This window comes from Streptomyces sp. NPDC050147 (assembly GCF_040660195.1).
Lineage (GTDB): Bacteria > Actinomycetota > Actinomycetes > Streptomycetales > Streptomycetaceae > Streptomyces.
Map to the genome: position 1 here is coordinate 176,711 of NZ_JBFALJ010000009.1, position 14,471 is coordinate 191,181.

Below are 14,471 nucleotides of genomic sequence, written 5' to 3' on the forward strand. Positions count from 1 at the left end.
CTGAAGGCCGGTCGGACCCCGGCAACCGAACAGACGGAACAATGGACGTCGCGATTGTCGGCGGGCTTCACTCGGAGGCCCGTAAGGCGGCCGTCGAGCGGCTCCTGGCCACCGTGCCGGGGAGCGTGGCGCTCCACCACGACCTGGCGACGGCCGTGCACGGCACCGTCGTGCGGACGGTGCGCGACGTCGGCGGAGTGCTCTCCTCCGGCGAGGCGCCGCTGGTCAACGACTGTGCTTGCTGCGCCCTGCGCGAGGACCTCGTGCCCGAGCTCGAACGGCTCGCGGACTCCGGTCTGACGCGGCTCGCGATCGTGGAGCTGTGGGACTCCGTCGAGCCGAAGGCGATGGCCGAGGTCATCGCCGCACACGCACACGACACGGCGCACGCCCACGAGACGGAGCACGCCCACGACACGGAGCAGGCGCACGAAACGGAGCACGGGCACGGACACGGGAAGCTGCGCCTGACCGGCGTGATCACGGCCGTCGACCCGGCGCTGATGCTGCCCTGCCTCGGCAACGGCGACGACCTGATGGAGGCCGGGCTCGCCGCGGCCACCACGGATCAGCGCACGGTCGCCGACACCTGGGCGCGGCAGCTGGAATACGCCCCGGTCCTCGCCGTCGCGGACTCTCCCGAGGCCGACGACGAGGACCGCGCGCTCCTCGCCCAGCTCCACCCGACCGCCCGTCAGGTCCCGATCAGCGGTCATGGGGACCTGGCGGGTGCCGCGCTCGCCGGATTCGACGTCGAGGCGGCGGCCGCGGCCCAGCACCCGTCCTGCGCGCTGCTGCCGACCGACGCCGACGAGGCGGGGGTCGCCACCCTCGTGTGGCACCGGGACCGGCCCTTCCACCCGGAGCGGCTCTACCAGGCGCTTGAGGATCTGACCTGCGCGGCGGCCCGCAGCCGCGGGCGGTTCTGGCTCGCCGACCACCCGGACACGCTGCTCGGCTGGGACGCGGCGGGCGGCGCGCTGTGCGTGGAGAGCGCGGGACCGTGGCTGGCCTCGCTGCCCGACGCCGCGTGGGAGATGGTGCCGCCCGTACGGCGGGCCGCCGCCGCGCTCGACTGGCATCCCGAGCACGGCGACTGCTGCCAGCACCTGGTCTTCGTCTCGCCCGGCCTGGACCGCGAGGGCCTCGAAGAGGTCCTGGAGTCCTGCCTCCTGACGGACGAGGAGTACGCCGCCGGGCGCGCCGCCTGGAAAAACCTGCCCCCTGCCTTCGACACTCTCCTGGAGGTCTGAATGTCCCCGCGCAAGCCGTCCGGCCGCGAGCAGAAGCCGCGCCCCAACCCTCTGGACCAGGCGAAGGTCACGTACATCGACTACAAGGACACGGAGTTGCTCCGCAAGTTCGTCTCCGACCGGGGGAAGATCCGCTCCCGGCGGGTCACCCGGGTCTCCGCGCAGCAGCAGCGGCTGCTGGCCCGCGCGATCAAGAACGCGCGGGAGATGGCGTTGCTCCCTTACGGCTCGGCGCGCTGACTCGTGTCGCCGACATGGAACACGACGGGCGCGATATGCGTCTCTCCTTAGTGCGGGGTGGTGTTCGCATGGCATGCGGGGCCCTGGGCAGGCGCAGACAGGTGCTGACAGAGCTGTAACCAAGAGAGCACCCCGCGTGCACGTGCATCTGCCCATGCATCCGCATGTGAACACAGCTATGATCCGGGACAGTTGACCACTGCATCTAGAGCGATCTAGAGCCACACCAGGCACTGCACCACCGGGGAGCGACTGTGCATCACGTGTTTAACGGCATGGCTGCCACAGAGCTTCACGGGGTGGTCTGGCAGAAGAGCAGGCACAGCAACTCGCAGGGAGCCTGCGTGGAGTTCGCGAAACTGCCGGGCGGCGACGTCGCCGTACGCAACTCGCGGTTCCCGGACGGTCCGGCGCTGGTCTACACGCGCGCCGAGATCGAGTCCATGCTGATCGGAATGAAGGCCGGGGAGTTCGACCACCTGATAGGTGGCTAGCCCGCTGCCCCGGATGTCGTGCGGCGGTCGGCGGCCGACCGCCGACCGCCGCTAAACCAGCTGGAACAGCGCCCACACGACCTTGCCCCGCAGCGCGCCCGCGAGCGGGTGCCAGCCCCAGCTGTCGCTGAACGAGTCCACGAGGAACAGGCCGCGGCCCGACTCGGCCGAGAAGTCGTCGTCGGACTCGCGCGCGACCGGACTGTCGTCACTGGGGTCGCGCACCGCGCACACCAGGCGTGAGGTCCAGCGCATCAAGTGCAGCCGCACCGGCGGGCCGTGGTCGCGCGGGGTGTCCGACGGCAGCGCGTGTCTGAGGGCGTTGGTGACGAGTTCGGAGACGACGAGGGCGATGTCGTCGAAGCGTTCATCCAGTTCCCACTGACACAGCGTCGTGCGGGTGAACTGCCGTGCGCTGCCCACCGCTTCGTAGCGGGCGGGCAGCGAGCAGGACGCGGCGCTGGAGACGGCTGAGGGGTCGAGTGGGGGAAGCCCCTGCCGTAACGGCTCGAGCATGGTCGATCCATTCGTCCCCATGCGAGGCACTCCCCGGTTTCGCGGTACATAGCGATGGAGCGGTGGTGCGGTCGGTACAGCGGCGCCGCGACGCATCGGTACAGCTCGGTGCGACGGTGAACAGTGGTGGCGCGCGGACCATGGTTCCGAATGCGTACAGCAGATGCAAGGGCAGATGCACGTGCACGCGCCGGACTTGGTCGATCCCGTGCCACTTCTTGCCCATTTCTTCCTACGACTTCTTGTGGAGGACTTCCGAAGGCTTTCCATTTCTGTAACCGGACGAGTACGGCCTGATGCGTTTAATGGCAGACTGCTGGCTTCCAAGTGATGGGGAGGATTGAGCGAAGTGACCGCAGGGGAGTCGAGCGGCTCGGTCGTACGGCGCATGCTCCTTGGCTCGCAACTCAGGCGCCTGAGGGAATCGCGCGGCATCACCCGTGAAGCGGCCGGCTACTCGATCCGAGCCTCCGAATCGAAGATCAGCCGCATGGAGTTGGGACGGGTGAGTTTCAAGTCCAGAGACGTCGAGGACCTGTTGACGCTGTACGGCGTCACCGACGAGGTCGAGCGAGTGGCGCTGCTGTCACTCGCCAAGGAGGCCAACCTCGCGGGCTGGTGGCACAGTTACTCGGACGTCCTGCCAGGCTGGTTCCAGACGTACGTGGGCCTCGAAGGCGCCGCATCGCTGATCCGCGTCTACGAAGTCCAGTTCGTCAACGGTCTGTTGCAGACTGAGGCGTACGCCCACGCGGTCGTCGCGCGCGGCATGAAGGGCGCGAGCAAGGCGGAGATCGAGCGCCGCGTCGCCCTGCGCCTCGAACGCCAGAAGCTCCTCATCTCCGAGCGCGCCCCGCGCTTCCACTGCGTACTCGACGAGGCGGCGCTCCGTCGCCCGTACGGGGACAGGGAAGTGATGCGCGGTCAGCTCCAGCATCTGATCGACATCTCAGAACGGCCGAATGTCACCCTTCAGGTCATGCCGTTCAGTTTCGGTGGGCACTCGGGCGAAAGCGGAGCGTTCACCATGCTGCGCTTCCCGGAATCGGACCTCTCGGACGTCGTGTACGTAGAGCAGCTGACGGGAGCCCTGTACCTCGACAAGGCCGAGGAAGTCGGCCAGTACGAGCGGGTGGTGGGCGAGCTGCAGAGCGACAGCCCGAATCCGGCCGATAGTCGTGATCTCCTGCGAGGTCTGCTCCAACTGACGTGACTCGTCAGTACGATGGCGTGAAATCAGGTGTCAGCACCGTCTGTCTGCGGCAAGGGGTCTCATGTCCTTCTTTACTGACCTGGCTCACCAGTACATCGACGGTGAGTGGAAGGCCGGTTCCGGCTCCTGGGACATCATCGACTTCAATCCGTACAACGGGGAGAAGCTGGCGTCGATCACCGTGGCGACCGCCGACGAAGTGGACCAGGCCTACCGAGCGGCCGAACGCGCGCAGAAGGCGTGGGGCGCGACCAGCCCCTACGCCCGGCGCGCGGTCTTCGAGCGCGCCCTGCGCATCATCGAGGACCGCGAGGAAGAGATATCCGAGGCGATAGTCGCCGAGCTGGGTGGCACCCGGCTCAAGGCCGCCTTCGAGATCCACCTCACCAAGGAATTCCTGCGCGAGTCGGTGAACTTCGCGCTGATGGCCGAGGGGCGCATCCTGCCGTCGCCCGGCGAGGGCAAGGAGAACCGCCTCTACCGCGAGCCGGTGGGCGTGGTCGGAGCCATCAGCCCGTTCAACTTCCCGCTCCTGCTCTCCACCAAGACCGTCGCCCCCGCGCTGGCACTCGGCAACGCGGTGGTGCTCAAGCCCCACCAGAACGCCCCGGTGACGGGCGGCAGCCTCCTCGCGAAGGTGTTCGAGGACGCGGGCCTGCCGGCCGGCGTGCTGAACGTGGTCATCACCGACATCGCCGAGATCAATGACGCGTTCATCGAGCACCCGGTGCCGAGCGTCATCTCCTTCACCGGCTCGGATCGCGTGGGCCGCCATGTCGCCACGGTCTGCGCCTCGCACTTCAAGCGCTCCGTCCTGGAGCTCGGCGGCAACAGCGCGCTCGTCGTCCTGGACGACGCGGACATCGACTACGCCGTGGACGCGGCGGTCTTCAGCCGCTTCGTGCACCAGGGCCAGGTCTGCATGGCCGCCAACCGCATCCTCGTGGACCGGTCGCTGGAGGCGGAGTTCACCGACAAGTTCGTCACGAAGGTCGCCTCCCTGAAAGTCGGCGACCCGGCGGACCCGGCGACCCACATCGGCCCGCTGATCAACTCCTCGCAGGCGGAAGCGGTGACGAAGCTCGTCGACCAGACGGTGGCCGCGGGCGCGAAGGCGCTGCTGCACGGCCGCACCGAGGGCAATCTGGTGGCGCCCAGCGTCCTGACGGACCTGCCGCCCGACTCTCCCGCCCTGCGGCAGGAGATCTTCGGCCCGGTGGCGCTGCTCGTGCCCTTCGACGGCGAGGAAGAGGCCGTACGCATCGCCAACGACAGCCCGTACGGGCTCAGCGGCGCCGTCCACACCGCCGACGTCGAGCGCGGCGTGCGATTCGCACGACGGGTCAACAGCGGCATGTTCCACGTGAACGACGGCACCGTGCACGACGAGCCGATCGTGCCCTTCGGCGGCGAGAAGAACTCGGGCGTCGGCCGCCTGAACGGCGACTCGACGGTGGAGGCGTTCACGAGCCAGAAGTGGATCTCGGTGCAGCACGGTCGCTCACGCTTCCCCTTCTGACGGCTCCCCTCGTACGGCGTGAACCCCCGGACCCTTGCGGACAGAACCTGACCGCAAGGGTCCGTAGCGTTCGTGGTGTCGGAAAACCCGGCAGGCTCCAACTGGTTCTCGCAGAGAGGCGGACCCCATGGTCACCCACGTCAACGCAGAGGCCCCCGGCGACGAGCGCGGCGCCCTGCTCGCTTTCCTCGACGCGGAGCGCGGCGGCATCCGGCGGTCCCTGATCGGCCTGACCGACGAGCAGGCGGCCACCAAGCCCAGCGCCGGCGAGCTCTCGCTCTCCGGGTTGCTCAAGCATGTCGCGGAGGTCGAGGAAAGCTGGATCTCGCGGGCCATGGGCGTCGCCCCCGCCATCGAGCGCACCGAGGCGAACTGGGACGAGTGCTTCCGTCTGACCGAGGACGAGACGGTCGAGTCCACGCTCGCGTACTGGCGCCAAGTCGCGGACCGGACGGAGGAGTTCATCCGCTCCCGGCCCACGCTCGACGAGACCTTCGCGCTTCCGGACGAGCCGTGGTTCCCGAAGGAGGACGTGTCGATGCGGTGGGTGCTGCTGCGCCTGATCACCGAGATGTCCCGGCACTCGGGGCATGCCGACATCATCCGCGAGACCCTCGACGGCAAGACCGCCTTCGAGCTGGTGGCCCTGGAGCGCGGCGAGAGCTGGGGCTAGGGCCCGTCAGACGGGCCCTAGGGGGGGGGCTGGGGTCTGGGGCCTGGGTTCGCGGTTTCCCGGGTCAGGGGGTGTCGGGTGCGGCTGTGGCGGCCAGCTCCAGAAACCGCGCCTCCTGCTCCTCGTCGCCGAGCTGCGCCGCCATCTCGGCCCGCAGGGCGTACAGCTCCCGCAGCTGGGCGGGGGTGGGGGTGCCGTCGGCCGCGAGGGCGTGGTCGATGATGCGGGCGGCGGCCGCGTGGTCCTGCTTGGACTCGCCGAGGAGGGTGGCCTGGTGCAGGGCGCGCGCATACCTCTCTTTCGGTACCGGCGCGTGCTCGAAGGAGTCGGCGATGGGCTGCCCGACGCGTACGCAGTTGCCCGCCGGGTCCGTCATCAGGAACTGTCGTACGCCGTAGCTCATGTCCGCCACCTTCCCGATGCGGGGCAGGCCGCGGGTCGGTATCCGCCCGAGGGTCTGCTTGAGCCCGGCGCGGAAGGCCTCGTGGAGGGCGTCCACGCGGTCGGTCACGACGTAGCAGGTGCTGTAGGAGGTCTGCGGGTCGTAGCCCTTGAGCCGGAAGAACTGCAGCTCCATGTCGTCGCGCCGCACCGCGGCGAACGCATTGGGTGCCTTCTGGTAGAAGGTCACCTCGAAGCCGACGGCCTTGTAGAAGTCGAGGGTCTCGTCGAGTTCGTGACAGGGGAGGAGAGGGATCATTGTCTCGGCCATACCGGTACTCTAATCAAAGTTGATTAGAGGGAGGTGGCTTTGATGTCGGCGATCCGACTCCTTGTCCTCGGCGCCGTCCGCCAGCACGGACGGGCCCACGGCTATCAGGTGCGCAACGACCTGGAGTACTGGGGCGCCCACGAGTGGTCCAACGCCAAGCCCGGCTCGATCTACCACGCGCTGAAGCAGATGGCCAAGCAGGGCCTGCTGCTCGCGCACGAGATCGCCCCGTCGACGGCGGGCGGCCCACCGCGCACGGAGTACGAGATCACCCCGGCGGGCACCGAGGAGTTCCTGAACCTGCTCCGCTCGAACCTCGTCTCGTACGACCAGCGCCCGGACATGCTCTCCGCGGCCCTCGGCTTCATCGTCGACCTGCCGCGCGACGAGGCGGTCGACCTGCTGAAGCAGCGGGTGCGCGGCATCGAGGAGTGGCGCAGGTCCGTGACCGAGTACTACACGCCCGAGGATGGCCCGGAGCGGCTCGGGCACATCGGCGAGATCATGAACCTCTGGGTTCACACGGCCGACGGCGGTGTGGAGTGGACGCGGGGCCTGATCGAGCGGATCGAGGGCGGGGCGTACACGTTCGCGGGGGAGGGCGAGCCGTTCGTCGCCGTTCTCGCCGAGGGCGAGGAGAACCCGTACGCGACCGGGGAGACGCACGCGGAGGATGGTCGTTGAGCCCCTTCGACCCGGTGGACTCGCGCCGCTGATCAAGTTTGACTAATCCTGGATTCGGGGATACCTTCCTTCGCGTTGGGCTTGTAGTCAAGTTTGACTACGAGGTGGCAGGGGTCGGAGGGAGTCGGATGACGGACGCGATCGTCGTAGAGGGCGCACGGAAGCGGTACGGGGAGAAATGGGCGCTCGACGGCCTTGACCTGACGGTCGGGCGCGGCACGGTGCACGGCATGCTCGGCCCGAACGGCGCGGGCAAGACCACCGCCGTACGGGTGCTCGCCACGCTGCTGCGGGCGGACGAGGGCCGGGTGGAGGTCGCCGGATACGACGTGCGGCGACAGCCCGGCGAGGTGCGCAGGCGCATCGGGCTGCTCGGCCAGCACGCCGCCCTCGACGAGGAGTTGAGCGGCCGGCAGAACCTGGACATGTTCGGGCGGCTCTATCACCTGGGCGCACGGCACGCGCGCGTGCGGGCCGATGAGCTCCTGGAGCGCTTCGGACTCGGCGAAACCGGCCGCAAGGCCGTCAAGCAGTACAGCGGCGGCATGCGCCGCCGTCTGGACCTCGCGGCCTCGCTCATCACGGAGCCCGACGTGCTGTTCCTGGACGAGCCGACGACCGGTCTCGACCCCCGGGGCCGCACGGAGGTGTGGGATGCGGTGCGCTCGCTGGTCGACGGCGGCACGACGGTGCTGCTCACCACGCAGTACCTCGAAGAGGCGGACCAGCTCGCCCACCGCATCTCGGTGCTCGACCGGGGCCGCGTCATCGCGGACGGCACGGCCGACGAGCTGAAGTCGAGGACGGGCGGTGACCGGATCGACGTGGTGGTGCGGGACGCGGCCCAACTGGGCCTCGCGGCACGCCTCTTGCCCGGCGACCCCACGGTGGACCCGGACCGCAGGCTGGCCAGCGCGCCGGTGGCCGACCGGATGGAGGCGCTCACCGGGGTCGTGCAGGCCCTGCGGGAAGCCGGTGTCGAGGCCGAGGACATCGCGGTGCGCAGGCCGACCCTGGACGAGGTGTTCCTGCGCCTGACGGGCCGCGCCGAGGACGAGGAACGCACGGCGGAGGACCAGGAACGCACGGCGAAGGACCAGGGACGTACGAAGGAGGCCGTGTGAGCGCGACGACGATCAGCCGTACGCCGGTGGTGAGCGGAAATCCCGTGCGGTGGGCCGCCATCGACTCCTGGACCATGACGCGGCGCGAACTCGCGCACTGGGCGCGGCAGCCCGTGCAGGTGCTCGTGGGGCTGGCCTTCCCAGTGATGTTCCTGCTGATGTTCAACTACCTGATCGGGGGCGGAAAGGGCATCACGGGCGGCTACGCCGAGTTCCTCGTGCCCGGTATGTTCGCCCTGACCATGACCTTCGGCCTGGACGCGACGATGGTCGCCGTCACGCAGGACCTCAACAAGGGCGTGATCGACCGCTTCAGGTCCATGCCGATGGCCAATGGCGCCGTCCTGGTGGGCCGTTCGGTCGCGGACATGCTCCAGTCGCTCCTCTCGCTGATCGTCATGATCGGCGTCGGTCTCGCGATCGGCTGGCGCTGGCACGGCTCGTTCGGTGCGGTGCTCGGCGCGGTGGGCCTGCTGCTCCTGCTGCGGTTCGCGATGCTGTGGATCGGCATCCACCTGGCGATGGTCGCGGGCAAGCCGGAGCTGGTCATGGCCGTGCAGATCCTGGTCTGGCCGGTCGGTTTCCTCTCCAACGCCTTCACGGTCCCGCAGAACATGCCGGGCTGGCTCGGCGCGACGGTCGAGTGGAACCCGATGTCGGCCACGGCCACCGCGGTCCGCGACCTGTTCGGCAACGACCCGGGGGTGGTGGGTACTTCGTGGGCTGCCGAGAACGCGGGGCTGATGGCCGTGGTGTGGCCGGTGGTTCTCGTGGGGGTGTTCATGCCGCTGGCGGTGCGGAGGTTCCGGGGGCTCAGTAAGTAATGACGCCGGGCGCCCGCCCTCCGGGACCCTAGTGGTGGAAGCTCGTCGCCGCGGCCTTGTCCCGGGTCAACGGGTGCGGCTGGCGGCGCAGTTCGTCCACCAGGCCGCTCAGGTCCGCCAGGAAGAGCTCCGCGAGGTCGGCCGTGAAGCCGTTGCGGCAGACCACGCGCAGGACCGCCAGATCCTCGCGGTGGGCCGGGAAGGTGTACGCGGGGACCAGCCAGCCGCGCTCGCGAAGGCGCCGGGACACGTCGAAGACGTCGTACGCCGTCACGTCGTCCCGTGTCGTGAAGGCGAACACCGGCAGCTGGTCCCCCCGGGTGATCAGCCGGAAGTCGCCCAGCGCCTCGATGCGGTCCGCGAGGCCCCGGGCGACGTCCCTGGCCGCCTGCTGGACGGCGCGGAAGCCCTCGCGGCCCAGGCGCAGGAACGTGTAGTACTGCGCGGCGACCTGCGCGCCCGGCCGGGAGAAGTTCAGGGCGAACGTCGGCATGTCACCGCCGAGGTAGTTCACCCGGAAGACCAGCTCCTCCGGCAGCGCGTCCGCGTTGCGCCACAGAGCCCAGCCGACGCCCGGATAGACCAGGCCGTACTTGTGACCTGAGGTGTTGATCGAGGCCACCCTCGGCAGCCGGAAGTCCCACTCCAGGTCCTCGTCGAGGAACGGCGCCACCATCGCGCCGGACGCCCCGTCGACGTGCACGGGGATGTCCAGGCCGGTGCGCTCCTGGAGATCGTCGAGGGCCGCGCAGAGTTCGGCCACCGGCTCGTACGACCCGTCGAAGGTGGAGCCGAGTACGGCCACGACACCGATCGTGTTCTCGTCGCAGAGCTCGGCGGCGGCCACCGGGTCGAGGTGGAACCGGTCGCCCTCCATGGGGACCTGCCGCGCCTCGACCTCCCAGAAGTTGCAGAACTTCTCCCAGCAGACCTGGACGTTGACGCCCATGACGAGGTTCGGGCGAGCGGTGGGGGAGGGGTAGCGGTCGCTGTTGCGCTCGTCCTTGGCCCAGCGTCGCTTGAGGGCCATCCCGGCGAGCATGCACGCCTCGCTCGACCCCGTCGTCGAGCAGCCGACGGCGCCCGCCGGGTCCGGCGCGTGCCACAGGTCGGCGAGCATGGCCACGCAGCGCCGCTCCAGCTCGGCGGTGTGCGGGTACTCGTCCTTGTCGATCATGTTCTTGTCCCGGCACTCCGTCATGAGGACGCCGGCCTGCGGTTCCATCCATGTCGTGACGAAGGTCGCGAGGTTGAGCCGTGCGTTGCCGTCCAGCATCAGCTCGTCGTGCACCAGCTGGTATGCCGTCGTGGGCGGCAGCGGTCCGTCCGGGAGGCGGTGCTTGGGCGGGGCCTCGGTCATGCCGCTGGCCGGGTTGGCCTCTCCGTAGAAGGGGTTCACCGCGAGGGTGCGCCTCTTGGAGTCGCCGTTCGGGTCCTCGCTGCGGTGGAGCGGCATGGGCGGGGTCTCCTCGGGGCTGGGCTCTTGCGACGTGCCTTTCCTGTCCCTCGTGGTGAGGACATGTCCCTTCTGGCAAGGTCATGTCCCTTTGGTGAGGATATGGGCGCCTTCCGGGGTCTGCACTTGCACCTCACGTGGCGTGAGGATTCAGGCTGAGGCGTGTACCGAGAGAGGGGGCACAAGCCATGAGCGACGTGAGCTACTCCGTGGGACAGGTCGCCGGTTTCGCCGGAGTGACGGTGCGCACGCTGCACCACTACGACGAGATCGGCCTGCTCGTACCGAGCGAGCGCAGCCACGCGGGCCACCGGCGCTACAGCGACGCCGACCTGGACCGGCTGCAGCAGATCCTGTTCTACCGGGAGCTCGGCTTCCCCCTCGACGAGGTGGCGGCGCTCCTGGACGACCCGGACACGGACCCTCGCGTCCACCTGCGCCGCCAGCACGAGCTGCTGACCGCCCGGATCAGCAAGCTCCAGGAGATGGCCGACGCCGTCGAGACCGCCATGGAGGCGAAGAAGATGGGCATCAACCTCACGCCCGAGGAGAAGTTCGAGGTCTTCGGGGACCACGACCCCGACCAGTACGCGGAGGAGGTCGAGCGCCGGTGGGGTGACACCGACGCGTACAAGGAGGCGCAGCGCAAGGCCGCCTCGTACACGAAGGAGGACTGGCAGCGGATCAATGACGAGCTCGACGCGGTGCACGCGCGCATGGCCGACCTGCTGGCCCAGGGCCTGCCCGCGGGCTCAGTGGAGGCGATGGACGTCGCGGAGGAGCACCGTCTCTTCATCACGCGCTTCCACTACACGTGCTCGCACGCATTGCACACCTGCCTCGGCGAGATGTACGTGGCCGACGAGCGGTTCAAGGCGGTCTACGACGCGATCCGGCCCGGGCTCGCCGTCTACATGCGGGACGCGATCCTGGCGAACGAGGCGCGCAACAGCTGAGGGGAGGGCCGGTAAGTGCCGGTAAGGGGCGTTCACCAATGGTGGACGCCCCTTACGGCCGGGAGCGCCCTGTGAGGCCGAAGACCCCACCGATAATCTGTTGTACGTCTTCGATACCCATGGCACACAGCTTTGTCCCGGATCCCGCACAGTGCACTCTGGGGAGAGCAGTGGAACCTGGGCGCTTCACCTCGCGTTGATAGCTTTGGGCGGCCATCCGCCGTATCCCCGCCGCATCCCCCTCTCACCCACAGGAGCCCCGAACCGTGACGACGCTTGCGCTCGGACCAAGCTGGCTGGATCCGGATTACCTCCTGAACACGTTCGGGGTCTGGGGTCTGCTCGCGATCGTCTTCGCCGAGTCGGGCCTGCTCATCGGCTTCTTCCTGCCGGGTGACTCGCTGCTGTTCACGACGGGCCTGCTGATCACGACGAATCAGCTCGACTTCCCGCTCTGGCTCTGCGTCGTCCTCATCTGCATCGCCGCGATCCTCGGCGACCAGGCGGGCTATCTCTTCGGCAAGAAGGTCGGCCCCGCGCTCTTCAACCGCCCGGACTCCAAGCTGTTCAAGCAGGAGAACGTGGTCAAGGCGCACGAGTTCTTCGAGAAGTACGGCCCGAAGTCCCTGGTCCTGGCCCGCTTCGTGCCCATCGTGCGGACGTTCACGCCGATCATCGCGGGCGTCAGCGGCATGCGGTACCGCTCGTTCATCACGTTCAACATCATCGGCGGCATCCTCTGGGGCGCCGGCGTGACGCTGCTCGGCGCGTGGCTCGGCAACATCGACTTCGTGCACAAGAACATCGAGGCGATCCTCATCCTGATCGTCCTGATCTCGGTGGTGCCCATCGCGGTCGAGTTCCTGCGGGCACGCGGCAAGTCCAAGAAGGCCGCGGCGGCCGCGGGCGAGGCCCCCGGGGCGGCCCCGGTCTCACGCGGCCGGCACGCGAAGCGGTAGGCGCGAAGAGGCAGCGCGGACGCCGGTGGGGCCGCGGACGCCGGTGGGGCCCGAGGTCAGAATCCTCGGGTCCGCTTGGCCGCGCGGCGGTTCGCCGCGGTGGTGGCGCCCGGGATCTTGAGGATCATCCGGGAGACCTCGCTGCCCAGGTTCACGCCGATCGCGATGGCCAGTGCGGTCGCCGCCGCCTTGGTGAGCGAGTTGATGCCCGTGTTCATGTCGTTCTGGGCGAGGGCCAGCAGGCCGAAGTACGTGGCGCTACCGGGCAGCAGCGGGCCGATGGCCGCGGTCACGTACGGCAGTGAGGAAACGAAGCGGTAGCGCGAGAAGAGCTGGCCGAACAGGCCGACGAGCCCGGCCGCGACGGCCGTCGCCGCCACCGGTGAGAGCGCGAGCGAGGTCTGCGCGAGAGCGCCGTACATGACCCAGGCGATACCGCCGTTGAGGGTCACCATGAGCACGGTGTTACGTTCCTGCTGGAGCAGTATCGCGAAGGCGAGACTCAGCGCCATCGACGCCAGGATCTGGATCACCGGGCGCGAGTCGGTCGCCACGAACGTCGTCTCCGGCTGGAGACTCGTCGCGTCGAGCATCACGCCGAGCGACAGGACGAGCAGTACGCCGCAGACGATGCCCACGACCAGGTAGCAGACCTCCAGGAGGCGGGCGGCCGCGGTGATGTAGTAGCCGGTCAGGCCGTCCTGAACGCCCGCCACCAGGGCTCTTCCGGGGATCAGCGCGAAGAGACCACCGGTGATCACCGCGGAGGCGTTGACCTCCTGGGAGTGCACGAGGCTGAGCGTGACGCCCATCGCCGCGGGCGGCATCGCGGCGCCCACGAACTGATAGAACTCCGGCAGCCCGCGGCCCGCGCACAGCCAGGCGAGACGGTCGCCGAGCATCGCGCCGAACGCCGCGACCAGGAAGACGAGCGCGCCACCGCCGACGAGCACCGAGGCCGAGCCCGCGAGCAGCCCACTGGCCGCCGTGAGCGCCCATCCGGGGTACGGGTGGCGGTTACGGCGGATCGCCGCCAGACGGCGGTACGCCTCCTCCAGGGAGACGTCGGTGTCCGTGTCGCTGATGTCGTCCACCAGGTGGAAGACGGCCGCCAGACGGGTGTAGTCGGTTCCCCGGCGGCGTACCGTCCTGGAGGCCGTGATCGGGTCCTCCACCAGGGACGGCTGGTGCGAGATCGAGAGCAGGGTGAACGTGACGGTCGGCTCGCAGCGGTCCAGGCCGTAACTGCGGCAGACGGCGAACATCGCCGCCTCCACGTCCTCGGCGCCCTCGCCGCCCGCGAGCAGCAGCTCGCCGATACGCAGCGTCAGGTCGAGGACGCGCGGCACGGCGGGCCCGGTCTCGTCCTCGTGCTTCTGCGTGGGCTCCGGAGTGGGCCGCTCGGCGACCGGCATGCGCAGCATCGTGCGCATCTGGTCCTGCCAGGGCGTCTCCTTGGTGAGCTTCACCAGGGGTATGCCGTGCGGCGGCGTGAACGCGGGTGGCGCGTTGCGGGAGCTGTAGGTGTGCGGCGTGGTGAACGCCGACTTCTCGGTCTCCTGGGTGGTACTGGGCGAGGGGTTCGCCAGACCGTTCGGGATCGCGAACTCGGAGGTCGTCTGCGACTCGTCCTCGGGTACCGGTGGCTGCGGCATCACGCCGGTGGGCTGAGCGAACGCACTTCGTGCCTCATCCGACTGTGGCTTGCGGTCCTCGGCCTCCTGGTCAGCCACTTTCACTGCCTCACTCCCACATGCATACGTACCTTGTGCACCTCCAGTACGAACAGTATGCGCACAGATACGCGAACGGGCCGCGTGGCCTCCGTGAAGATCGTCTTCGCGAAGG

At 68.9% G+C, this 14,471-nt stretch carries 15 protein-coding genes; 11 read left to right on the forward strand and 4 right to left on the reverse strand.

The genetic code is table 11. From position 1 onward, the window contains the following. Window positions 1-41: 41 nt before the first annotated feature. The 3 genes from AB0I94_RS16670 (at window position 42) to AB0I94_RS16680 (ending at window position 1,987) form a co-directional block, all read left to right on the forward strand. Complete coding sequence (locus AB0I94_RS16670) at window positions 42-1,253, forward strand: GTP-binding protein (protein ID WP_363310291.1); 1,212 nt, start codon at window positions 42-44, stop codon at window positions 1,251-1,253. Then, the gene (gene rpsR, locus AB0I94_RS16675; RefSeq protein WP_363310292.1) at window positions 1,254-1,493 is read left to right on the forward strand and encodes a 30S ribosomal protein S18; all 240 of its coding nucleotides are present in this window, start codon (window positions 1,254-1,256) and stop codon (window positions 1,491-1,493) included. 254 nt (window positions 1,494-1,747) lie between these two features. Continuing rightward, window positions 1,748-1,987 (forward strand): DUF397 domain-containing protein, encoded by a 240-nt coding sequence (locus AB0I94_RS16680; protein WP_363310293.1) that lies wholly within the window; start codon window positions 1,748-1,750, stop codon window positions 1,985-1,987. A gap of 51 nt (window positions 1,988-2,038) precedes the next feature. Here the strand turns inward: AB0I94_RS16680 and AB0I94_RS16685 are convergent, their stop codons facing one another. After that, window positions 2,039-2,524 (reverse strand): ATP-binding protein, encoded by a 486-nt coding sequence (locus AB0I94_RS16685; RefSeq protein WP_363310294.1) that lies wholly within the window; start codon window positions 2,522-2,524, stop codon window positions 2,039-2,041. Between the two features lie 328 nt (window positions 2,525-2,852). Here AB0I94_RS16685 and AB0I94_RS16690 point away from each other — a divergent pair, with 328 nt between their 5' ends. The 3 genes from AB0I94_RS16690 to AB0I94_RS16700 all read left to right on the forward strand — a co-directional run bounded on the left by AB0I94_RS16690 (window position 2,853) and on the right by AB0I94_RS16700 (window position 5,908). Continuing rightward, window positions 2,853-3,716 (forward strand): helix-turn-helix transcriptional regulator, encoded by an 864-nt coding sequence (locus AB0I94_RS16690; RefSeq protein WP_363310295.1) that lies wholly within the window; start codon window positions 2,853-2,855, stop codon window positions 3,714-3,716. 61 nt (window positions 3,717-3,777) lie between these two features. Then, on the forward strand, window positions 3,778-5,235 hold the full coding sequence (locus AB0I94_RS16695) for an aldehyde dehydrogenase family protein (protein WP_363310296.1): 1,458 nt from the start codon (window positions 3,778-3,780) through the stop codon (window positions 5,233-5,235). 127 nt (window positions 5,236-5,362) lie between these two features. Next, window positions 5,363-5,908, forward strand: a complete 546-nt coding sequence (locus tag AB0I94_RS16700; RefSeq protein WP_363310297.1) for a DinB family protein — start codon at window positions 5,363-5,365, stop codon at window positions 5,906-5,908. A gap of 64 nt (window positions 5,909-5,972) precedes the next feature. Here AB0I94_RS16700 and AB0I94_RS16705 read toward each other — a convergent pair whose 3' ends face one another. Then, window positions 5,973-6,620 (reverse strand): VOC family protein, encoded by a 648-nt coding sequence (locus AB0I94_RS16705; protein ID WP_363310298.1) that lies wholly within the window; start codon window positions 6,618-6,620, stop codon window positions 5,973-5,975. Window positions 6,621-6,662: 42 nt separating this feature from the next. Here AB0I94_RS16705 and AB0I94_RS16710 point away from each other — a divergent pair, with 42 nt between their 5' ends. The 3 genes from AB0I94_RS16710 (at window position 6,663) to AB0I94_RS16720 (ending at window position 9,252) form a co-directional block, all read left to right on the forward strand. Then, window positions 6,663-7,304, forward strand: a complete 642-nt coding sequence (locus AB0I94_RS16710) for a PadR family transcriptional regulator (protein ID WP_363310299.1) — start codon at window positions 6,663-6,665, stop codon at window positions 7,302-7,304. A 128-nt stretch (window positions 7,305-7,432) separates the two neighbouring features. Beyond that, window positions 7,433-8,428, forward strand: a complete 996-nt coding sequence (locus AB0I94_RS16715) for an ATP-binding cassette domain-containing protein (protein WP_363310300.1) — start codon at window positions 7,433-7,435, stop codon at window positions 8,426-8,428. Between the two features lie 74 nt (window positions 8,429-8,502). Further along, window positions 8,503-9,252, forward strand: a complete 750-nt coding sequence (locus AB0I94_RS16720; protein ID WP_363310378.1) for an ABC transporter permease — start codon at window positions 8,503-8,505, stop codon at window positions 9,250-9,252. Window positions 9,253-9,280: 28 nt separating this feature from the next. Here AB0I94_RS16720 and AB0I94_RS16725 read toward each other — a convergent pair whose 3' ends face one another. Continuing rightward, window positions 9,281-10,708 carry a glutamate decarboxylase gene (locus AB0I94_RS16725; RefSeq protein WP_363310301.1) on the reverse strand — a complete coding sequence of 476 codons (1,428 nt, stop codon included), beginning with the start codon at window positions 10,706-10,708 and terminating at the stop codon, window positions 9,281-9,283. A 197-nt stretch (window positions 10,709-10,905) separates the two neighbouring features. On the opposite strand from AB0I94_RS16725, the gene AB0I94_RS16730 reads away from it, so the two are divergent. Next, complete coding sequence (locus AB0I94_RS16730; RefSeq protein WP_363310379.1) at window positions 10,906-11,664, forward strand: MerR family transcriptional regulator; 759 nt, start codon at window positions 10,906-10,908, stop codon at window positions 11,662-11,664. Between the two features lie 266 nt (window positions 11,665-11,930). Then, window positions 11,931-12,623 (forward strand): VTT domain-containing protein, encoded by a 693-nt coding sequence (locus tag AB0I94_RS16735; protein ID WP_363310302.1) that lies wholly within the window; start codon window positions 11,931-11,933, stop codon window positions 12,621-12,623. 56 nt (window positions 12,624-12,679) lie between these two features. Here the strand turns inward: AB0I94_RS16735 and AB0I94_RS16740 are convergent, their stop codons facing one another. After that, window positions 12,680-14,356, reverse strand: a complete 1,677-nt coding sequence (locus AB0I94_RS16740; protein ID WP_363310303.1) for a threonine/serine exporter family protein — start codon at window positions 14,354-14,356, stop codon at window positions 12,680-12,682. Between the last annotated feature and the right edge of the window lie 115 nt (window positions 14,357-14,471).